The following is a 19,614-nucleotide window of genomic DNA, read 5'->3' as shown; positions in this document are numbered from 1 at the left end:
CCTGCGGCCGGCCCGTCCGTACTCTGTCCCACCCCGTCCCACCGACCCGAGGACACGATGACCACCGAGAACTCCGCCCCGATCCTCGAACTGCTTCCCGCGGTCGACGTCTCCGACGGCCAGGCCGTCCAGCTCGTCCAGGGCGTCGCCGGCAGTGGCGGCCGATTCGGCGACCCCGTCGAGGCCGCCCTCGCCTGGCAGGAGGCGGGTGCACAGTGGCTCCACCTCGTCGACCTCGACGCGGCCTTCGGCAAGGGGGACAACGCTGACCTCCTGGCCCGCATCGTCGCCGAGGTCGACATGGACGTCGAGATGTCCGGTGGCATGCGCGACGCGGCGAGCCTCGAGCGGGCGCTCGCCACGGGATGTCGGCGCGTCAACATCGGCACGGCCGCACTCGAGAACCCCGAGTGGACGGCCTCCGTCGTCGCCGAGCACGGCGACCGTGTCGCCATCGGCCTGGACGTGCGGGGCACCACGCTCGCCGCCCGCGGCTGGACGAAGGAGGGCGGCGACCTCTGGGAGACCCTCGCCCGCCTTGACGCCGAGGGATGCGCCCGGTACGTCGTCACCGACGTCGCCAAGGACGGGATGCTCGCCGGGCCCAACCTCGAGCTTCTCCGCCAGGTGTGCGCCCGCACCGATCGCCCCGTCGTCGCCTCCGGCGGTGTCTCGACGCTCGAGGACCTCGCCCGCCTCCGCGAACTCGTCCCGCTCGGCGTCGAGGGCGCGATCGTCGGTTCCGCGTTGTACACGGGCGCGTTCACGCTCCCCGAGGCCCTCGACGTGGCGGGTCGGCCGTGACGGGCACGACGGGGGAGCCCGTCGGGCACGAGCACGGACACGTCCCGGGGGGACTCCCCGGGGCCGACAGCGGCGGCATCGCCTTCGCCGGTCGTCATCTCGACGCCGCGACGTTCGCGGGCGACGACGGGCGCTCGGACCCCGCCCTCGTCGATGCGCTCACGGATCTCACCCGGGTGGGCTCGCCGGAGCACGTGCGGCGCGTGATGGATCTCCTCGCCCATGCGCGCGTCCTCGTCCCCATCGTCGCCACCCCGTCCTCCGCCGCGGCCGCCCGGCACGGCGTCGAGGGGGAGGACTTCGACGACTCGGCGCAGATGGCGACCGTCACCCTCACCGCGCCGGACGGCCGGCGGGCGTTCCCCGTCTTCACGGGCGTCGAGGCCGTCACCGCCTGGGACCCGCAGGGGCGTCCGACGCCGAAGCTCATGCCCGAGGTGGCGCGCACCGCCGTCGAGGAGGGCTGCGACACCCTCCTCGTCGACCTCGGCTCGCCGCACGCCGCCGTGTTGCGACTGCCGCACCTCTGGGCCCTCGCCCAGGAGCGGCCGTGGCTGCCGCCCCACGAGGATCCCGTCGTCAAGCTCGCCGTGGCCGAGGCCGCCCAGGGCATCGACGGACTCGTTCGTGCGCGTGCGGAGGACGGCACCGCCCTCCACGGGCCGGGTGTCCTCCGCCTCGTCCTCGTGCTCCGGCCCGGCCTCGACCAGCGCGACGTCGACACGATCGTCACCCTCGTCGGGGAGCGGCTCGCCGCCGAACCGGAGGTGCGCATCCGCATCGCCGACCTCGCGGTCGCGCTGCACCGCGGGGAGGCCGGGGAACCGGCACCCCCGAGCGGCGAGGAGGATGACGAGGACGCTGTCTGACCCGGCGGTCTCGGAGTCTGCGGTTGGAGCGACCCGGGTGCAGCTGCTACCCTGGCCGGGATCGGTCGTGTTCTGCCGACCCGTCTCGACGGCCTTGTGCTCGCCGAGCCGTTCGTCGACGTGCATGACTGCCCCAAGAGAAGCCGCTCACCACGCTTCCACCCTCCGACCGCCTCAGGTCGCCGGGTCGCCGGGCCCCCTTCGGGAGGGCCTGCCAGGTGTCGACGTCGCGTCGGCACCCCTCGGCATGGTGGTGGTGATCAGGCCTTTCGCGGGGAGCCCGCGAAAGGCCGTCGTCGTCTCCGGAGCATTTCCGGCTCTCCGGCGCGGCCCGGGTGGGCGGCACGCCCGGACGACAGCATTGAGACAAGGAGCTCGACATCAGCGAAACCCGCATCAACGACCGCATCCGCGTCCCGCAGGTCCGACTCGTCGGACCCAACGGAGAACAGGTCGGGATCGTCAAGATCGAGGAGGCGCTCCGCCTCGCCGGTGAGGTCGACCTCGACCTCGTCGAGGTGGCGCCCATGGCCAACCCGCCTGTCTGCAAGCTCATGGACTTCGGCAAGTTCAAGTACGAGGCCGACATCAAGGCCCGTGAGTCGCGTAAGAACCAGGTCAACACGGTCATCAAGGAGATCAAGCTCCGTCCGAAGATCGACCCGCACGACTACGGCACGAAGAAGGGCCACGTCGAGCGGTTCCTCAACGCGGGAGACAAGGTCAAGGTGACGATCATGTTCCGCGGGCGTGAGCAGTCGCGGCCCGAGCTCGGGTACCGGCTCCTCCAACGCCTCGCCGAGGACGTCGCCGACATCGGGTTCGTCGAGAGCGCCCCCAAGCAGGACGGCCGCAACATGATCATGGTCCTCGGCCCGACCAAGAAGAAGGCCGAGGCCAAGGCCCAGCAGCGCCGCAACCGCGACGAGGCCACCTCCGCGACGGAGACGCACGCGGCCCAGGCGCCCCAGGCGACCGAGGCGGCGGCCCCCGTCGACCAGGCCACGCCCGCAGGTTCCTGACGGTTCCACCACGACAGCCGCGCCACGGTCTTCGGACGACACGACGACGGAGACGGCGGCGCGACCACCACGACTCGCAAGGAGAGACGGCACCATGCCGAAGAACAAGACGCACAGCGGGACCAAGAAGCGTTTCCGCATCACGGGCAAGGGCAAGGTCATGCGCGAGCAGGCCGGTGGCCGTCACCTGCTCGAGCACAAGTCCAGCAAGTTCAAGCGCTCCATCGCGAACGACGTGGAGCTCGCTCCGCAGGACGCCAAGAAGGTCAAGCGACTCCTCGGCAAGTGAGTCCCGTGCCGCGATGCCGTCCCGACGCACGTCGGGGTCGTGACGCGGCCGCCCACCCGTACATCAGCAGCACACAAGGAGACATCACGTGGCACGCGTGAAGCGGGCGGTCAACGCCCAGAAGAAGCGCCGGGTTACCCTCGAGCGCGCTAGCGGTTACCGGGGACAGCGGTCCCGCCTGTACCGCAAGGCCAAGGAGCAGGTCACCCACTCCCTCTCCTACTCCTACCGCGACCGCAAGGCCCGCAAGGGTGACTTCCGTCGCCTGTGGATCCAGCGCATCAACGCCGCGGCCCGCGCGAACGGCATGACGTACAACCGCTTCATCCAGGGGCTCAAGGCCGCCGAGATCGAGGTCGACCGTCGCATGCTCGCCGAGATGGCCGTCAATGACGAGGCCGCGTTCGCCGCGCTCGTCGAGGTCGCGAAGGCCAACGTGCCCGCGACCGACGCCAAGACGGACGCCGCCTGACGCGCGTCTCACGAGACGTGACGACCGACCGGGCCAGGGAACCGCTCACCAATCCGCGCGCGGAACGCGTGCGGAGGGTGGCGGCCCTGGCCCGTCGTGCTGTCCGGACCCGGGAGGGCGCGTTCCTCGTCGAGGGTCCGCAGGGGGTGCGGGAGGCGGTGCGGTACCGGCCCGATCTCGTGCGGGACGTCTACGTCGACCCGGACGCGGCCGACCGGTTTCCGGAGATCCTCGAGGACGCCCGCGAGGCGGGTCTGTTCGTCCGCCCGGCGACGCGTGAGGTCCTCGCGGCGATGGGGGACGCCGCGACCTCGCAGGGCGTCGTCGCCATCTGCCGCATGCTCGACGTGCCGCTCGCGGAGGTCCTCGCCGCCCGGCCGCGCACCCTCGCGGTCCTCGCTCACGTGCGGGACCCCGGCAACGCGGGCACCGTCCTGCGCTGCGCCGACGCCTCCGGGGCGGACGCCGTCGTCCTCACCGCGGCGAGCGTCGACGTCTACAACCCCAAGGTCGTGCGTTCGACGGCCGGGTCGCTCTTCCACGTCCCCGTCGTCGTCGGGGTACCCGTCGAGGAGGTCCTCCGGGCCGTCCACGAGGCGGGGCTCCGCACCCATGCGGCCGACGGCGTGGGCGACGTCGTCCTCACCGACGCCGAGCTGACCTCGCCGCACGCGTGGGTGTTCGGCAACGAGGCGTGGGGTCTCGAGCCCGAGGTGCGGGAGGTGTGCACGGACGTCGTCCGCGTGCCGATCCACGGCCGCGCCGAATCCCTCAACCTCGCGATGGCCGCCACGGTGTGTCTCTACGAGTCGGCCCGTTCGCGCCCGGCGGGCGGACCGGGGGCGACGCGATCGTGACGCCGGCGGACGCGGGGCCGGAAGCCTGGCGCGACGCCGGCGCGGTCCTCGACGCCTTGCCCGACGGGGTCGTCGTCGCGGGCGCCGACGGGATCGTCGAGGTCGTCAACGCCCGGGCGGCACAGCTCGTCGAGCGCCCCGCCGCCGACCTCGTCGGGGTGCCCGTCGTCGAGGCGTTGCCCCTGCTCGACAACGCGGGCCGCTCCTGGTGGGAGGAGCTCGACCCGTGGGGCGGACTCTGCATCCGCACCGGGCACCGCGAACGCATGCTCCTCCTGCCCGGACGGGGGCGGGTACTCGTGACGATGAGCTTCGTCCGCGAGGTGCCGCGCGGGCCCGTCGTGCGGGTCGTCGTCTCGCTGAGGGACGCCGACGCCCGCCGTCGCGCGGAGTCGGAGACCGCCGAGCTCATCTCGCTCGTCGCGCACGAGCTGCGTGCGCCGCTCGCCTCGGTCAAGGGCTTCTCCACGACGCTGCTCCGCCGGTGGGACCGGTTCACCGACGCACAGAAGCACCTCATGATCGAGACGATCGAGGCCGACTCCGACAGGCTCGCCCGTCTCATTCACGAACTCCTCGACGTCTCCCGCCTCGACACGAGCCGGCTGCGTCTCGAACGTCGCCGGGTCGACCTCGCCGAGATCGTCCACCGGTGCGTCGGGCGTCTCGTCGCCTCCGGGCTCGACGAGGAGCGGTTCGACGTCCGCGTCGAGGCCACCGACGGCGAGGCCGGGGTGTGGGCCGACGCCGACCGGATCGACCAGATCGTCACCAACCTCCTCGAGAACGCCGTCCGCCACGGCGTCGGCACCGTGCATGTGCGGGTGGGGCCCGTCGGCGCCGAGACGGGCGATGCCCGGTACGCGGGTGAGCGCGCCGTCGCCGCGCCGGGCCCCGCCTCGGTGGCGCCCGGGGCGGCCGCTCGTCCCACCTCGACCGACGACCGCGCCCGAGGGCCCTCCCCGACGCACTGGGCCGTCACGGTCTCGGACGAGGGGGAAGGCGTGCGGCCGGAGCACTATGCCCTCGTGTTCACGAAGTTCTGGCACGGATCCCGCCGGGGGAGCACGGGCCTGGGTCTGTACCTCGTCCGGGGGCTCGTCGAGGCGCACGGCGGCGCGGTCTCGGTCGACCGTGCCCCCGAGGGGGGCGCCCGGTTCCGCTTCGCGCTCCCCGCGGCGCCCGTGCGCTGAGACGTGCCGGGGACCGGGCGCGCCCGTCGCCGGGGTGACCGGCCTCGCCGCGGTGAAACCCCTTTTCGTCGCCCGGGGCCGCTCACTTAAGATCGGGGGCGTGTCTGGACCCAACACGTCATACGATCCCGTCGAGGTCAGCGCCCTCGACCCCGCGCAGATCGAGGCCGACGTCGCCGCCGCGCTCGAGGCCATCGCCGCCGCGGCCGACCTCGAGCAGCTCAAGGCCGCCCGCCTCGCCCACGCCGGGGAGAAGAGCCCCCTCGCCCTCGCCAACCGCGAGATCGGTGCGTTGCCGCCGAGCGCGAAGGCCGAGGCCGGCAAGCGCGTCGGCGCCGCCCGCGGGCGCGTCGGCGCGGCCCTCAAGGAGCGGCAGGCCGTCCTCGAGGCCGAGCGCGACGAGGCGATGCTCCGGGAGGAGGTCGTCGACGTCACCGTGACGACGCCGTTCCGGCGCGTCGGTGCGCGTCACCCCCTCAGCCTCATGAGCGAGCGCATCTCCGACATCTTCGTCGGCATGGGATGGGAGATCGCCGAGGGGCCCGAGGTCGAGGCGGAGTGGTTCAACTTCGACGCCCTCAACTTCGCGCCCGACCACCCGGCGCGCGAGATGCAGGACACGTTCTTCGTCGACCCGCCGTCGTCGGGTCTCGTGCTGCGCACCCACACCTCGCCGGTGCAGGCCCGTACGCTCCTCCAGCGCGACACGTCGCTGCTGAAGCGGGAGCTGCCGCTCTACGTCGCGGCGCCCGGGCGGGTCTACCGCACCGACGAGCTCGACGCGACGCACACCCCGGTCTTCCACCAGGTCGAGGGACTCGCCGTCGACCGTGGCCTCACGATGGCGCACCTGCAGGGCACCCTCGACCACTTCGTCCGCGCCCTCTTCGGGCCGGACGTCCGCACCCGCATGCGGCCCCACTACTTCCCGTTCACCGAGCCGAGCGCCGAGATGGACGTGTGGTTCCCGCAGAAGAAGGGCGGGCCCGGTTGGATCGAGCTCCTCGGCTGCGGGATGGTCAACCGCAACGTCCTCGCCGCGGCGGGGATCACCGACCCGGAGGTCACGGGCTTCGCGTTCGGCACGGGCATCGAGCGCGCCGTGATGCTGCGCCACGGGCTCACCGACATGCACGACATCGTCGAGGGCGACGCGCGGTTCTCCGCGCAGTTCGGAATGGAGATCTGATGCTGGCACCCGTGGAATGGCTCTGCGAGCTCGTGGGCCTGCTGCAGACCCCGAGCGGTGAGGAGGTGGCGGCCGACCTCGTGCGCGTCGGCCTCGAGGAGGAGTCGATCGTCGGTGGCGAGATCACCGGGCCGCTCGTGGTGGGCAAGGTCCTCGACGTCACCGACGAGCCCCAGAAGAACGGCAAGACGATCCACTTCTGCCACGTCGACGTGGGCGACCACGGTCAGCGTGCGGCGGCCGGGGGCGACCCATCGGTGACTCAGGAGATCGTGTGCGGCGCGCACAACTTCTCCGCCGGTGACCACGTCGTGTGCATTCTGCCCGGCGGCGTGCTGCCGGGCGACTTCGCGATCTCCGCGCGCAAGACGTACGGACACATGAGCAACGGGATGATCTGTTCCTCGCTCGAGCTCGGGCTCGGGCAGGACCACGACGGGATCATCGTCCTCGAGGAGATGTTCGCCGACCGGCCCGAGGTGCTCGCCTCGCTGAAGCCCGGCGACGACGCGATCCCGCTCCTCGGGCTCGACGCCGAGACGGTCGAGGTCAACGTCACCCCCGACCGCGGCTACTGCTTCTCGATGCGCGGCATCGCCCGCGAGTACGCCCTCTCGCGGGGCCTCGACTCGTTCCGCGACCCGGCAGCGGTCGAGACGCCCGCCGCGAACGACACCGGATACCCGGTGCGTCTCGTCGACGACGCCCCGATCCACGGGCGTCAGGGCTGCGACCGGTACGTCGCCCGCATCGTCCGCGGCGTCGATCCGGCCGCGCCGACGCCGGCGTGGATGGCCGACCGCCTCACCCGTTCGGGCATGCGGCCGATCTCGCTCACCGTCGACGTGACGAACTACCTCATGCTCCTCACCGGGCAGCCGCTCCACGCCTTCGACCTCGACACCCTCTCGGGCTCGATCGAGGTGCGTCGGGCGCATGCGGGTGAGACGCTGCGCACCCTCGACGACGTCGAGCGCACCCTCGACACGGAGGACCTCCTCATCACCGACGGCGGGGAGACCCCGCTCGCCATCGCCGGCGTGATGGGAGGGGAGACCTCCGAGGTGAGCGGGTCCACCTCTGCGATCCTCGTCGAGGCCGCGCACTTCGACCCCGTCACCGTGGCCCGCAGCTCACGGCGCCACAAGTTCTCCACGGAGGCGAGCCGCCGCTTCGAGCGGGGCGTCGACCCCCGGCTCGCGCCGGCCGTCGCCCAGCTCGCCGTCGACCTCCTCGTCGAGCTCGGTGGAGGCATCGCCGACGCGGGCGTCACCGACGTCGACGAGACGACCCCCGTGGCGCCCATCGCGTTCCACACCCGCGAGGCGTGGCGTCTCGTCGAGCCCGGCTCCTCCGTCCCCGGCACGCCCGTTCCCGCGGGTCTCGACCACGAGGCCGTCGTCGCGGCGCTCCGCGCCATCGGCTGCGAGGTGGCCGACGCGGGCGAGGCCGACGCCGACTCGTTCCGCCCGGTCGAGGTCGCCCCGCCGTCGTGGCGCCCCGACCTCGCGACGGGACCGGACCTCGTCGAGGAGATCGCTCGTCTCCGCGGCTACGACCGCATCCCCGCAGTCCTGCCCTCCGCGCCCTCCGGTCGCGGTCTCACCGCGCGACAGCGGAGTACCCGCCTCGTCGGCACCGCGCTCGCCGGACTCGGTCTCACCGAGGTGCTCTCCTACCCGTTCGTCGGGGAGGCGACCTTCGACCGGTTCGGCTACCAGGCCGACGACGCACGCCGCCGCGCGGTCCGCATCGCCAACCCGCTCTCCGACGAGGCGCCGCTCATGCGGACGAGTCTCCTCGACTCGCTCCTGCCGATGCTCCGCGTCAACGTCGGCCGTGGCGCGGGTGACGTCTCCCTCTTCGAGTGCGGGCTCGTCTTCCACCCGCGCGCCGAGGGCGCCGCCGCGCCGGTCCCGCCTGTCGGGGAGCGTCCCTCCGTCGAGGTCCTCGAGGAGATCGACGCGGCCGTTCCGGAACAGCCGCGGCATCTCGCCGCCGTCCTCGCCGGGCAGTCCGTGCCCCTGGGGCCGTGGGGTGAGGGTCGCGTCGTCGAGGCCGCCGATGCGATCGGTCTCGCGATCGAACTCGGCCGCGTCCTCGGCGTCGAACTCCGCCCCGAGGCCGCGAGGTACGCGCCGTGGCACCCGGGCCGGTGCGCGGCGATCCGCGCGATCGGTCGCGACGGCACACCGGGGGAGGTCGTCGGTCACGCCGGCGAGCTGCACCCCAAGGTGTGCGCCGCGGTCGAGGTGCCCGCCCGCACGTGCGCGCTCGAGCTCGACCTCGACGCCGTGCTCGCGGTCACCGGCGGCGCGCCCGTCCAGGGCCACCACCTCTCGACGTACCCGGTCGCGCGCACCGACGTCGCTCTCGTCGTCGACACGGACGTGCCGGCCGGGGACGTCGCCCGCGCGCTCCGCGAGGGCGCGGGCGAAACGCTCGAGAGCCTCACGCTCTTCGACGTCTACGAGGGGGACCAGCTCCCCGAGGGCAAGAAGTCGCTGGCGTACCGCCTCACGTTCCGCGCCGCCGACCGCACGCTCAAGACGGGGCAGGTGAGCGCCATGCGTGACGACGCCGTCGCCTCCGCCCGTCGTGCCACCGGCGCCGAGATCCGAGGGCCGCGCTGATGGGCGACACGAACCCGACCGGCGCGGCCGGCACGGGCAGCACGGACGGCGCGGACGGGCAGGCTCCCGTCGTCGTCGTCACGGGTGCCTCCCGTGGCATCGGCGCCCACCTCGCCGACGCGTTCGCCGCAGCGGGGTACGTCGTCGAACGGTGTTCGCGCCGTGGACGATCCGGTGAGGACGGCGTGGAGGTCGTCGCGGTCGACGTCACCGACGGGGCCGCCGTGCGCGAGTACGTCGACGGCGTCCTCGCCCGTCGTGGCCGCATCGACGTCCTCGTCAACAACGCCGGTGTCATCGACGCCGAGGTCCCCCTCTGGGAGGCGGACCCGGAGGAGTGGTGGCGCACCGTCGAGGTCGACGTGCGTGGCCCGTTCCTCGTCGCCCACGCCGTCGTGCCCCACATGCTCGAGGCGGGCGGCGGCCGCGTCGTCAACCTCAACTCCGGTTCGGGCACGCGCAGCAACGACGTGTCGACGGCCTACTACGTCGCGAAGTCGGCGCTCGGGCGCATCACCGGCGGTCTCCACCTCGCCGGGTACGAGCGCGGTCTGCGCGCGTTCGACCTCGCGCCGGGTGTCGTCCGCACCGACATGACCGCGGGCATGGGTTCCCACGTGGGACGCACCGCGTGGACCGAGCCGCACGAGGTGTCCGAGCTCGCCCTCGCGCTCGCCTCGGGGGAGTTCGACGCCTGGTCGGGCCGGATGGTCCGCGCCGGGACGGACACGCCGACGTCCCTCCGGGCGGCGGAGGACCGGCTCTCCGAGCGGTCCCGTCAGGTCCTCCTCGTTCCGTGGGGGGACGACGACCCCCTCGCCTGACCTTTCTCCACCTCAGCGTTCCGAGCACCGGGACCCGCGCGGCCGTCGCCGCCGGGTTCCGGTGCCCGTTCATGCATGAATCAACGCATCTATGTATAGTCATGCACATGAGGCGGGCGGCAGTGGCAGGGGCGAGCGGGTACGCCGGCGGGGAGATCCTCCGGCTCCTCCTCGCCCATCCGGAGTTCGAGGTCGGCGAGGTGTGCGCGGCGGGCAACGCCGGCACCCTGCTCGGGGAGCATCACCCCCATCTCGGATCACTCGTCGACCGCGAGCTGAGCGCGACCGACCCCGCCGTCCTCGCCGACCACGACGTCGTCTTCCTCGCCCTCCCGCACGGGGCGTCCGCGCAGGTCGCGGCGGAGCTGCCCGACTCGGTCGTCGTCATCGACTGCGGCGCCGACTTCCGGCTCACCGACGGACACGCGTGGGTGCGGTTCTACGACACCCCGTACGCCGGCAGCTGGCCCTACGGGCTGCCAGAGCTGCCCCGCCGCGGCGGTAAGGCGCGCGACGACCTCCGCGGCACCCGGCGTATCGCCGTCCCCGGGTGCTACCCGACGGCCGTCTCCCTCGCGCTCGCACCGGGATTCGCGGCCGACCTGCTCGAGCCGGAGGACGTCGTCGTCGTCGCCGCGAGCGGCACGTCGGGCGCCGGCAAGTCGGCCAAGCCACACCTCCTCGGCGCCGAGGTCATGGGGTCGATGAGCCCCTACGGCGTCGGTGGCGTCCACCGCCACGTCCCCGAGATCGTCCAGAACCTCTCGGCCGCGGCGGGGGCACCGGTGACGCTCTCGTTCACGCCGACCCTCGCGCCGATGCCGCGGGGGATCCTCGCGACGTGCACCGCGCGCCTGCGGCCCGGCACGACGCCCGAGCGTGCACGCGAGGCGTGGGAACGGGCGTACTCCGGCGAGGAGTTCGTCCGTCTCCTGCCCGAGGGTCGTTGGCCCACGACGGGGGCGGTCCTCGGCGCCAACATCGCCCACCTCCAGCTCGCCGTCGACGAGGCGACAGGCCGGGTCGTCGTCACCGCGGCGATCGACAACCTCACCAAGGGCACCGCCGGCGCCGCCGTGCAGTGCGCCAACCTCGCCCTCGGCCTGCCGGAGACGTGCGGGCTGCCCACGACAGGAGTCGCCCCGTGACGATGACCCACGATCGGATCCCCACCGCGGCCGGGCGGCCGGGGTGGGCGCTCCGCCTCCACCACGCCGACCTCGTCTTCGCCCGTCTCGCCGCGGGCAGCGACGTGCCCGACTGGGCCAAGGGGGCCCGCCCCCTGTCCACCGTCGCGTGGAACGAGGGGGAGACCTCCGTGCTCGCACCCGCCGACGTCGTCCCGCACGACGTCGACCGGTTCGGCCCGTGGCGTGCCTTCGAGGTCGAGGGACACGTCGACTTCCTCCTCACCGGCGTCCTCCACGGCATCCTCTCCCCGCTCGCCGCGGCGCAGATCGCCGTGACGACGGTGTCGACCTATCGCACCGACTGGATCCTCGTGCCCACCGACCACGTCGACCAGGCCGTCAACGTCTGGCGCTACCAGGGATACGTCGTGACGACCGACGCGACCGACGGGGCGGACGGATCCGCCGCCACGACCGAGGGAGGCCGGGCATGAGCGTCACCACGCCTGCGGGGTTCCGGGCCGCGGGGACGACCGCGGGTCTCAAGCCGTCGGGGCGTCCCGACGTCGCGCTCGTCGTCAACGACGGGCCGGATCGTCACGCCGCCGCCGTGTTCACGACGAACCGGGTCGAGGCCGCCCCCGTCACGTGGAGTCGGCAGGTCGTCTCCGACGGCCGGGCCGACGTCGTCGTCCTCAACTCGGGCTGCGCGAACGCCTGCACCGGGCCGGAGGGGTTCGAGGACACTCACCGCACGGCGGAGCACGTCGCCGAGGTGCTAGGGGTGTCGTCGGGCGACGTCGTCGTGTGCTCGACGGGCATGATCGGCGAACGTCTGCCGATGGAGCGGCTCCTCGCGGGCACCGACGCGGCCGCGTCGGCACTCGCTGCCGACGGGGGAGCGGCGGCTGCCGAGTCGATCATGACGACCGACACGCACCCCAAGGAGGCCGTGAGGCACGGTGAGGGGTGGAGCGTCGGCGGGATGGCCAAGGGGGCGGGCATGCTCGCGCCGGCGCTCGCGACGATGCTCGTCGTCCTCACGACCGACGCGGTGACGACGCCCGCGGACCTCGACGCGGCCCTGCGCGAGGCCTGCCGGCTCACGTTCGACCGTGTCGACTCCGACGCGTGCATGTCGACGAACGACACCGTCGTCCTCCTCGCCTCGGGCGCGTCCGGTGTGCGGGCCTCTCGCGAGGACCTCACCCTGCTCGTCCACGAGGTCTCCGCCGACCTCGCCCGACAGCTCGTCGGTGACGCGGAGGGCGCGCAGCACGACGTCGAGGTCGAGGTCGTCGGTGCCGCCTCCGAGGACGACGCCGTCGACGTCGCCCGCACGATCTCCCGCAGCGCGCTGTTCAAGTGCGCGATCTTCGGCGGCGACCCCAACTGGGGCCGCATCGTCTCCGCGGTCGGCACCACGTCCGCGGAGTTCGACCCCCGCGCGCTCGACGTGACGATCAACGGGGTCCAGGTGTGCCGGGCGACGGGCGTGGGGGAGGACCGCTCCCGCGTCGACCTCTCCGGCCGTCACGTCCACGTCGTCGTCGACCTCCACGCGGGCGACGCGAGCGGCACCGTCTGGACCAACGACCTCACTCACGACTACGTCCACGAGAACTCGGCCTACAGCACATGACGACGAACGAACCCCCCACCACCCCCGACACCCTCCCGGCCGACGCGGTCGGCCACACCGACCCGGTCGCGGCGCGGCGTCACCTCCGCCACCTGCGTGACCGCGCGGGGCTCGCGAGCGCGACGGCCAAGGCCCGCACGCTCGTCGAGGCCCTGCCGTGGCTCGAGCGGTTCAAGGGGTCGCTCGTCGTCGTCAAGTACGGCGGCAACGCGATGGTCGACGAGTCCCTCACGCAGTCGTTCGCCGAGGACATCGCCTTCCTCCGGTATGCCGGTCTGCGCCCGGTCGTCGTCCACGGCGGCGGCCCGCAGATCGCGGCGATGCTCGAACGGCTCGGTATGACGAGCGAGTTCGCCGGCGGCCTGCGCGTGACGACGCCGGAGGTCATGGAAGTCGTCCGCATGGTCCTCGTCGGCCAGGTCGGACGGCAGGTCGTCGGTCTGCTCAACCAGCACGGCCCCATCGCCGTCGGGCTGTCCGGCGAGGACGCCCAGCTCTTCGGGGCACGACGTCGCCCGGCGACCGTGGACGGACGCCCCGTCGACGTCGGTCTCGTCGGCGACGTCGTCACGGTCTCCCCGTCGGCGGTGTTCGACATCCTCGAGGCCGGTCGCATCCCCGTCGTCTCGACCATTGCCCCCGATCTCGAGAACCCGGGCCAGGTGCTCAACGTCAACGCCGACACGGCCGCCGCGGCGCTCGCGGTCGCGTTGCGGGCACGCAAGATCGTGGTCCTCACCGACGTCCCCGGCATCTACGCCGACTGGCCGGACCCCGAGTCGCTCCTCTCCGAGCTCCACGTCGAGGACGCCGAGGACCTCCTCACCCGCGTCGACTCGGGCATGGTGCCCAAGCTCGAGGCGTGTATCCGGGCCGTGCGCGGCGGCGTGCCGCAGGCCCACGTCGTCGACGGACGCACCCCGCACTCGCTCCTCCTCGAGGTCTTCACCGAGGAGGGCATCGGCACGATGATCCTGCCGGAGCGCACGGACGACGCCGACGACACGGGGGCACCGTCACACCTGGAAGGACTCTCATGACGCGTTCGACCCCGCCCACCGGCACGCAGGAGGAACTCCTCGGCCGTTACGACCACGCGCTCCTCGGCGTGTTCGGTCGCCCCGGCCGCGTCCTCGTCCGCGGCGAGGGATGCGAGGTGTGGGATGCGGACGGCAACCGCTACCTCGATCTCCTCGCCGGCATCGCGGTGAACGCCCTCGGCCACGCCCATCCCGACCTCGTCGCGGCCCTGCGCGAGCAGGTGGGCGAGTTCGTCCACGTCTCGAACTTCTTCACGACGGTGCCGCAGATCGCGCTTGCCGAGCGGCTCCTCGACGTTGCGGGCGCTCCCGAGGGGTCCGCCGTCTTCTTCACGAACTCCGGCACGGAGTCGATCGAAGCGGCCGTCAAGCTCGCCCGTCGCACCGGCCGCCCGCGCATCCTCGCGGCCGAGGGGGCCTTCCACGGCCGCAGCACGGGGGCGCTCGCGCTCACCGCGCGTGCCGCCTATCGGGAACCGTTCGAGCCTCTCCTCCCGGGCGTGGGCCGGGTGCCCTTCGGAGACGTCGACGCGCTCGAACGCGCCCTCTCGGGTACGGCGGGGGAGTCGGTCTCGGCGCTCGTGCTCGAACCGATCCAGGGCGAGAGCGGCGTCGTGCCCGCGGACGTCGAGTATCTGCGGCGTGCCCGCGACCTCACCTCCGCCGCAGGGGTGCTTCTCGTCCTCGACGAGATCCAGACGGGTATCGGCCGCACGGGGGCGTGGTTCGCGTTCCAGCGGGCGGGGATCGTGCCCGACGCGATCACCCTCGCGAAGGGACTCGCGGGGGGCGTGCCCATCGGCGCCCTCGTCACGTTCGGGTCGCAGGTCACCGGCCTCCTCCGCAAGGGCGATCACGGCACCACGTTCGGTGGCAACCCCCTCGCGTGCCGTGCCGGCCTCACGGTCCTCGACGTCGTCGAGCGTGACGGCCTCGTCGACCACGCCGGGGAGATGGAACGCGAGTTCCGTTCTCGCGTGCAAGCGCTCGGTGACGATCGCCTCACCGAGGTTCGTGGCGCGGGTCTCCTCCTCGGGCTCGGCCTCGCCGAGGGGATCGTCGCCGCCGACGTCGCCGCGGCCGCCCTCGAGGCGGGGTACGTCGTCAATGCCGCGCGCCCCGACACCATCCGCCTGGCCCCGCCCCTCGTCGTGACCGCCGAGCAGCTCGGCCGCTTCGTCGACGACCTGCCCCGTCTGCTCGACACCGCCGCACGACGGGAGGGATGAGCATGGTCGTCGCCCAGTCCCGTGCCGCGCGTCAGCAGCGCATCGTCGAAATCCTCGGGCATACGGCGGTGCGATCGCAGCCGGAGCTCGCCGAACTCCTCGCCGCCGACGGTTACGACGTCACGCAGGCGACGCTCTCCCGCGACCTCGTCGAGCTCGGCGCCGTCAAGGTGCGTGTCGGACGCAACCTCGTCTACGCCGTGCCCGCCGAGGGGGGCGACCCCACGCCGCGGCCGGCCGCCGACCCGGCCGAGGTGGACGCCCGCCTGCGGCGGCTGTGCGAGGACCTCCTCGTCGCCGCGACCTCCTCGGCCAACCTCGCCGTGCTTCGCACCCCGCCCGGTGCGGCCAACTATCTCGCCAGCGCCATCGACCGGACGGAGGTGAAGCGGCAGACCGGAATCATCGGTACCGTCGCCGGTGACGACACCGTGCTCGTCGTCGCCGCGGACCCCGACGGCGGCGCGCTGGTCGCCGAACGACTCCTCGCGCTCGCCGCGGGGGACACAGACAAGCCCGACAGGAAGGACACCCGCTCGTGAGCGAGCAGAAGCCCCAGGGCGTGGCGTTGTGGGGCGGCCGCTTCAGCGGCGGCCCCGACGAGGCCCTCGCCGCCCTCTCCAAGAGCACCCACTTCGACTGGCGTCTCGCGCCCTACGACCTCGCCGGGTCGCGCGCGCACGCCCGGGTACTGCACGCAGCGGGCATCCTCGACGACGAGACCCTCGAGGCGATGCTCGCCGGCCTGCGGAGCCTCGGCGCGGACGTCGAGAGCGGGGCGTTCGTCCCGGCCGAGAGCGACGAGGACGTCCACACCGCCCTCGAGCGGGGGCTCGTCGAGCGGGCCGGTGCCGACGTCGGCGGCCGTCTCCGTGCGGGCCGGTCGCGCAACGACCAGGTCACGACCCTCTTCCGCATGTACCTGCGGGACCACGCGCGCATCTGCTCCGGGCTCCTCCTCGACGTCGTCGACGCGCTCGTCGCGCAGGCCGAGGCCCACGAGGGCGTCGCGATGCCCGGACGTACCCACCTCCAGCACGCCCAGCCGGTGCTCCTCGCCCACCAGCTCCTCGCCCACGCGTGGCCGCTGCTCCGCGACGTCGAGCGCTTCCGCGACTGGGACGAGCGGTGCGCGGTATCCCCCTACGGTTCGGGGGCGCTCGCGGGCAGCTCGCTCGGTCTCGACCCCGAGGCGGTCGCCGCCGACCTCGGTTTCGACGGTGCGGTGGAGAACTCCATCGACGGCACCGCGAGCCGCGACTTCGTCGCCGAGTTCTGCTTCGTCGCGGCGATGGCCGCGGTCGACGTCTCGCGTCTCGCCGAGGAGGTCATCCTCTGGGCGACGAAGGAGTTCGCCTTCGTCACCCTCGCGGACGCGTACTCGACCGGGTCGAGCATCATGCCGCAGAAGAAGAACCCCGACGTCGCCGAGCTCGCCCGTGGCAAGGCGGGGCGCCTCGTCGGCGACCTGGCCGGTCTCATGACGACGCTCAAGGCCCTCCCACTTGCCTACAACCGCGACCTGCAGGAGGACAAGGAGCCCGTCTTCGACGCGATCGACTCCCTCGAGGTCCTCCTCCCTGCGTTCTCCGGGATGATCGCGACCCTCACGTTCCACCGCGACCGGCTCGAGGAGCTCGCCCCGCAGGGGTTCTCGCTCGCCACCGACGTCGCCGAATGGCTCGTGCGTCAGGGCGTGCCGTTCCGCGTCGCGCACGAGGTCGCCGGCGGCTGCGTGCGGGTGTGCGAGGAGCGCGGCATCGAGCTGTGGGACCTCTCCGACAAGGACCTCGCAGGCATCTCCGACCACCTCAGGCCGGGGGTCCGGGACGTCCTCTCGGTGCCCGGGTCGCTCGCCTCGCGCGACGGTAAGGGCGGCACCGCGCCGTCCCGGGTGGCCGAACAGCTCGGCAAGGTGCGGCAGACGGCGGCGTGGCAGCGCAGCTGGGCCGACAGGCGCATCTCCGTCCGTGACTGAGGGCCGGGCCGACCCGCGCCGGGTGAGCGCGGGGGAGGTCCTCGGCGAGGAGTTCTTCCACCGGCCCGTGCTCGAGGTCGCCCCCGACCTCCTCGGGTGCGTCCTGCGGCACGGCGACGTCGCGGTACGCCTCACCGAGGTCGAGGCGTACGCGGGGCCGCGTGATCCGGGGTCGCACGCGTACCGCGGGCCGACGCCGCGCACCGAGGTGATGTTCGGCCCGCCCGGGCGGCTCTACGTCTACTTCTCGTACGGCATGCACCACTGCGTCAACGTCGTGTGCGGACCGGACGGGGAGGCGAGTGCCGTGCTCCTGCGTGCGGGCGAGGTCGTCGAGGGCATCGAGGAGGCCCGCCGTCGGCGTACCCGCGACGGGCGTCCGGCCCCCGCGGACCGGGATCTCGCGCGGGGCCCCGCCCGCCTCACCGTGACCCTCGGTCTCGACCGGCGTCACGACGGTCTGGACACGACCGTGCCCGGGGCCGAGGTCGTTCTCCTCCGGGGGGACGGCACCGGCGCCCCGGGTGAGGTCCTCACCGGTCCGCGTGTCGGGGTGTCGGGCCCGGGCGGTGGGCCCGAGTACCCGTGGCGGTTCCACCTCGACGATCCCAGCGTGTCCCCCTACCGAGCGGCGGCGCCGCGGCGTCGGAGGACGCCTGGCAAGCTTGACCCGGGAACCCCGCGTGCGACCGCCGCGGACCGACCGAAGGGATGAACACGGTGAGCAACGTCTTCGACGAGCTGAGTTGGCGCGGCCTGGTGGCGCAGACCACCGACGAGGCCGCCCTGCGGGAGGCGCTCGAGGGGAGACTCACCGTGTATTGCGGCTTCGACCCCACAGCGCCGAGCCTCCACTTCGGCAATCTCGTGCAGCTCATCGTCCTGCGTCACCTGCAGCGCGCCGGGCACCGGGTCATCGGGCTCGTCGGGGGGTCCACCGGTCTCATCGGTGACCCGCGGCCCACGAGCGAACGCACGCTCAAGACGAAGGAGCAGACGGCGGCGGACGTCGAGCGGATCGCCACCCAGGTGCGGCGGATCCTCGACGTCGACACGAACAACCCACCGACATTCGTCAACAACCTCGACTGGACGGCGCCGATCAGCGCGCTCGACTTCCTGCGCGACTACGGCAAGTACTTCCGGGTCAATCAGATGGTCAAGAAGGACGCCGTGGCGGCTCGGCTCAACTCCGAGCAGGGCATCAGCTACACGGAGTTCAGCTACCAGATCCTCCAGGCGTTGGACTACCTGCACCTCTACCGGGAGTACGGGTGCACGCTCCAGACCGGTGGTCAGGATCAGTGGGGCAACCTCACCTCGGGCGTCGACCTCATCGCCCGCATGGAGGGGGCGTCGGCCCACTGCTTCACGACCCCGCTGCTGACCGACTCCTCGGGGGAGAAGTTCGGCAAGTCCGCGGGCAACGCCATCTGGCTCGACCCGGAGATGACGAGTCCGTACGCGTTCTACCAGTACTGGCTCAACGTCGAGGACGCTTCCGTGGTCATGCTCCTGAAGGTCTTCACCGACCGCATGCAGGAGGAGATCGCCGAGCTCGAGCGGCAGGTGGCGGAGGAACCGTTCCGTCGTGCCGCGCAGCGGACCCTCGCCGAGGACGTGACGACGCTGGTCCACGGTGCCGAGGCGACGGCCGCGGTGCAGCGGGCGTCGGCCGTCCTCTTCGGCAAGGCGGACCCGGGGACTCTCGACGCCCGGACCCTCGCCGACGCCTGCGCGGAGTTGCCGCGTGCGGAGGTTCGTGCGGGGGACGAGCTCGTCGACGCCCTCGTGGCGACAGGTCTCGCCGAGTCGCGCAAGGCTGCGCGGCGCACGATCGGCGAGGGCGGAGTCTCCCTCAACAACGCGAAGGTGGACGACGTGGATGCTCGGTTGCGCGAGGAGGACTTCCTCCACGGCCGGCTCGCCCTCCTCAAGCGCGGGCGCAAGTCGATGGCCGCCGTCGAGCTGGTGCCCTGACCGATCGCACCCCTGACCTGCGACGTCCCCCTCCCGAACATCCACGAGGAGCCCCCGACCACGCGTGGTCGGGGGCTCCTCGTGTCTCGTGGGGGAGAGGCCGGGAGAGGTCGGCGGGAGCGCTCGAGCGGACGCGAGGTGTCCCGGCGGTAAGCACGGGGTGACCTGCGGATTTGGCATTCACCGCCAAGTCGTCCTAGAGTTCTCAACGTTCACCCGGCAGGGAGGAACGGACACGAAAGCCTCAACGAGGCGGACAGTGGCCGGTCCCGCCGGAGGGAGTCGAAAGCGATCCCCCACCGAGCTTCGGCAGGGAGTTGCAAGGCCCGAAAGGGTCTGATAAAGTAGACAACCAGTCGTAGAGAGAACGCCCCGAACGGGGCAGGGCTCCTAGATCGAACATGATAGAACAGAGTCACCTTCCACGGCAACGATCCGACATGGATCAGAACTTGGTTGTGTG

Annotated in this window: 19 protein-coding genes; all 19 read left to right on the top strand. The window is 72.5% G+C overall.

Annotated features, from left to right (window positions below):
• The first annotated feature begins 57 nt into the window (after positions 1 to 57).
• The 19 genes from priA to tyrS all read left to right on the top strand — a co-directional run bounded on the left by priA (position 58) and on the right by tyrS (position 19,151).
• Positions 58 to 804 carry a bifunctional 1-(5-phosphoribosyl)-5-((5-phosphoribosylamino)methylideneamino)imidazole-4-carboxamide isomerase/phosphoribosylanthranilate isomerase PriA gene (priA, locus tag MOPEL_RS03865; RefSeq protein WP_009481548.1) on the top strand — a complete coding sequence of 249 codons (747 nt, stop codon included), beginning with the start codon at positions 58 to 60 and terminating at the stop codon, positions 802 to 804.
• Entirely contained in the window at positions 801 to 1,673 is an 873-nt protein-coding gene (locus MOPEL_RS03860) for an SseB family protein (RefSeq protein ID WP_009481547.1), read from the top strand. Before priA ends, MOPEL_RS03860 begins: the two co-directional genes overlap by 4 nt.
• Positions 1,674 to 2,053: 380 nt before the next feature.
• The gene (gene infC / locus MOPEL_RS03855) at positions 2,054 to 2,695 is read left to right on the top strand and encodes a translation initiation factor IF-3 (RefSeq protein ID WP_051992205.1); all 642 of its coding nucleotides are present in this window, start codon (positions 2,054 to 2,056) and stop codon (positions 2,693 to 2,695) included.
• Between the two features lie 94 nt (positions 2,696 to 2,789).
• Complete coding sequence (rpmI, locus tag MOPEL_RS03850; protein ID WP_009481545.1) at positions 2,790 to 2,984, top strand: 50S ribosomal protein L35; 195 nt, start codon at positions 2,790 to 2,792, stop codon at positions 2,982 to 2,984.
• Between the two features lie 88 nt (positions 2,985 to 3,072).
• Positions 3,073 to 3,456: a 50S ribosomal protein L20 gene (gene rplT, locus MOPEL_RS03845; RefSeq protein WP_009481544.1), complete on the top strand. Its 384-nt coding sequence runs from the start codon at positions 3,073 to 3,075 to the stop codon at positions 3,454 to 3,456.
• A 17-nt stretch (positions 3,457 to 3,473) separates the two neighbouring features.
• A complete protein-coding gene (locus MOPEL_RS03840; RefSeq protein ID WP_009481543.1) occupies positions 3,474 to 4,313 on the top strand; it encodes a TrmH family RNA methyltransferase in 840 nt (279 codons plus the stop codon).
• Complete coding sequence (locus MOPEL_RS03835; RefSeq protein WP_009481542.1) at positions 4,310 to 5,506, top strand: sensor histidine kinase; 1,197 nt, start codon at positions 4,310 to 4,312, stop codon at positions 5,504 to 5,506. The genes MOPEL_RS03840 and MOPEL_RS03835 overlap by 4 nt, the downstream gene beginning before the upstream one ends.
• Positions 5,507 to 5,606: 100 nt before the next feature.
• Positions 5,607 to 6,695, top strand: coding sequence for a phenylalanine--tRNA ligase subunit alpha (gene pheS, locus MOPEL_RS03830; RefSeq protein ID WP_009481541.1), 1,089 nt, complete (start codon positions 5,607 to 5,609; stop codon positions 6,693 to 6,695).
• Positions 6,695 to 9,328 carry a phenylalanine--tRNA ligase subunit beta gene (gene pheT, locus MOPEL_RS03825; protein ID WP_009481540.1) on the top strand — a complete coding sequence of 878 codons (2,634 nt, stop codon included), beginning with the start codon at positions 6,695 to 6,697 and terminating at the stop codon, positions 9,326 to 9,328. Before pheS ends, pheT begins: the two co-directional genes overlap by 1 nt.
• The gene (locus tag MOPEL_RS03820) at positions 9,328 to 10,152 is read left to right on the top strand and encodes an SDR family NAD(P)-dependent oxidoreductase (RefSeq protein WP_009481539.1); all 825 of its coding nucleotides are present in this window, start codon (positions 9,328 to 9,330) and stop codon (positions 10,150 to 10,152) included. The genes pheT and MOPEL_RS03820 overlap by 1 nt, the downstream gene beginning before the upstream one ends.
• A 107-nt stretch (positions 10,153 to 10,259) precedes the next feature.
• Positions 10,260 to 11,300: an N-acetyl-gamma-glutamyl-phosphate reductase gene (gene argC / locus MOPEL_RS03815; RefSeq protein WP_040632813.1), complete on the top strand. Its 1,041-nt coding sequence runs from the start codon at positions 10,260 to 10,262 to the stop codon at positions 11,298 to 11,300.
• 2 nt (positions 11,301 to 11,302) lie between these two features.
• Positions 11,303 to 11,776 carry an ACT domain-containing protein gene (locus MOPEL_RS03810; protein WP_245544709.1) on the top strand — a complete coding sequence of 158 codons (474 nt, stop codon included), beginning with the start codon at positions 11,303 to 11,305 and terminating at the stop codon, positions 11,774 to 11,776.
• On the top strand, positions 11,773 to 12,924 hold the full coding sequence (argJ, locus tag MOPEL_RS03805) for a bifunctional glutamate N-acetyltransferase/amino-acid acetyltransferase ArgJ (protein ID WP_009481536.1): 1,152 nt from the start codon (positions 11,773 to 11,775) through the stop codon (positions 12,922 to 12,924). The genes MOPEL_RS03810 and argJ overlap by 4 nt, the downstream gene beginning before the upstream one ends.
• Positions 12,921 to 13,964, top strand: coding sequence for an acetylglutamate kinase (gene argB, locus MOPEL_RS03800; protein WP_009481535.1), 1,044 nt, complete (start codon positions 12,921 to 12,923; stop codon positions 13,962 to 13,964). Before argJ ends, argB begins: the two co-directional genes overlap by 4 nt.
• A complete protein-coding gene (locus MOPEL_RS03795; protein ID WP_009481534.1) occupies positions 13,961 to 15,193 on the top strand; it encodes an acetylornithine transaminase in 1,233 nt (410 codons plus the stop codon). The genes argB and MOPEL_RS03795 overlap by 4 nt, the downstream gene beginning before the upstream one ends.
• Positions 15,190 to 15,735 carry an arginine repressor gene (locus MOPEL_RS03790; protein WP_009481533.1) on the top strand — a complete coding sequence of 182 codons (546 nt, stop codon included), beginning with the start codon at positions 15,190 to 15,192 and terminating at the stop codon, positions 15,733 to 15,735. The genes MOPEL_RS03795 and MOPEL_RS03790 overlap by 4 nt, the downstream gene beginning before the upstream one ends.
• The gene (gene argH / locus MOPEL_RS03785) at positions 15,732 to 17,171 is read left to right on the top strand and encodes an argininosuccinate lyase (protein WP_009481532.1); all 1,440 of its coding nucleotides are present in this window, start codon (positions 15,732 to 15,734) and stop codon (positions 17,169 to 17,171) included. The genes MOPEL_RS03790 and argH overlap by 4 nt, the downstream gene beginning before the upstream one ends.
• The gene (locus tag MOPEL_RS03780) at positions 17,164 to 17,886 is read left to right on the top strand and encodes a DNA-3-methyladenine glycosylase (RefSeq protein WP_009481531.1); all 723 of its coding nucleotides are present in this window, start codon (positions 17,164 to 17,166) and stop codon (positions 17,884 to 17,886) included. The genes argH and MOPEL_RS03780 overlap by 8 nt, the downstream gene beginning before the upstream one ends.
• Positions 17,887 to 17,891: 5 nt before the next feature.
• Complete coding sequence (gene tyrS, locus MOPEL_RS03775; protein ID WP_040632807.1) at positions 17,892 to 19,151, top strand: tyrosine--tRNA ligase; 1,260 nt, start codon at positions 17,892 to 17,894, stop codon at positions 19,149 to 19,151.
• Positions 19,152 to 19,614: the final 463 nt, after the last annotated feature.

This window comes from Mobilicoccus pelagius NBRC 104925 (assembly GCF_000247995.1).
GTDB classification, from domain to species: Bacteria; Actinomycetota; Actinomycetes; order Actinomycetales; family Dermatophilaceae; genus Mobilicoccus; species Mobilicoccus pelagius.
The sequence above is the reverse complement of the archived record's forward strand: the minus strand, read 5'-3'. Positions and strand labels throughout refer to the sequence as shown.

Excerpts from the sequence above, each read along its gene's own strand:
- priA (WP_009481548.1), top strand. The coding sequence starts at position 58 with ATGACCACCGAGAACTCCGCCCCGATCCTCGAACTGCTTCCCGCGGTC.
- rpmI (WP_009481545.1), top strand. The coding sequence starts at position 2,790 with ATGCCGAAGAACAAGACGCACAGCGGGACCAAGAAGCGTTTCCGCATC.
- pheT (WP_009481540.1), top strand. The coding sequence starts at position 6,695 with ATGCTGGCACCCGTGGAATGGCTCTGCGAGCTCGTGGGCCTGCTGCAG.
- MOPEL_RS03820 (WP_009481539.1), top strand. The coding sequence starts at position 9,328 with ATGGGCGACACGAACCCGACCGGCGCGGCCGGCACGGGCAGCACGGAC.
- argC (WP_040632813.1), top strand. The coding sequence starts at position 10,260 with ATGAGGCGGGCGGCAGTGGCAGGGGCGAGCGGGTACGCCGGCGGGGAG.
- MOPEL_RS03810 (WP_245544709.1), top strand. The coding sequence starts at position 11,303 with ATGACCCACGATCGGATCCCCACCGCGGCCGGGCGGCCGGGGTGGGCG.
- argJ (WP_009481536.1), top strand. The coding sequence starts at position 11,773 with ATGAGCGTCACCACGCCTGCGGGGTTCCGGGCCGCGGGGACGACCGCG.
- argB (WP_009481535.1), top strand. The coding sequence starts at position 12,921 with ATGACGACGAACGAACCCCCCACCACCCCCGACACCCTCCCGGCCGAC.
- MOPEL_RS03795 (WP_009481534.1), top strand. The coding sequence starts at position 13,961 with ATGACGCGTTCGACCCCGCCCACCGGCACGCAGGAGGAACTCCTCGGC.
- MOPEL_RS03790 (WP_009481533.1), top strand. The coding sequence starts at position 15,190 with ATGAGCATGGTCGTCGCCCAGTCCCGTGCCGCGCGTCAGCAGCGCATC.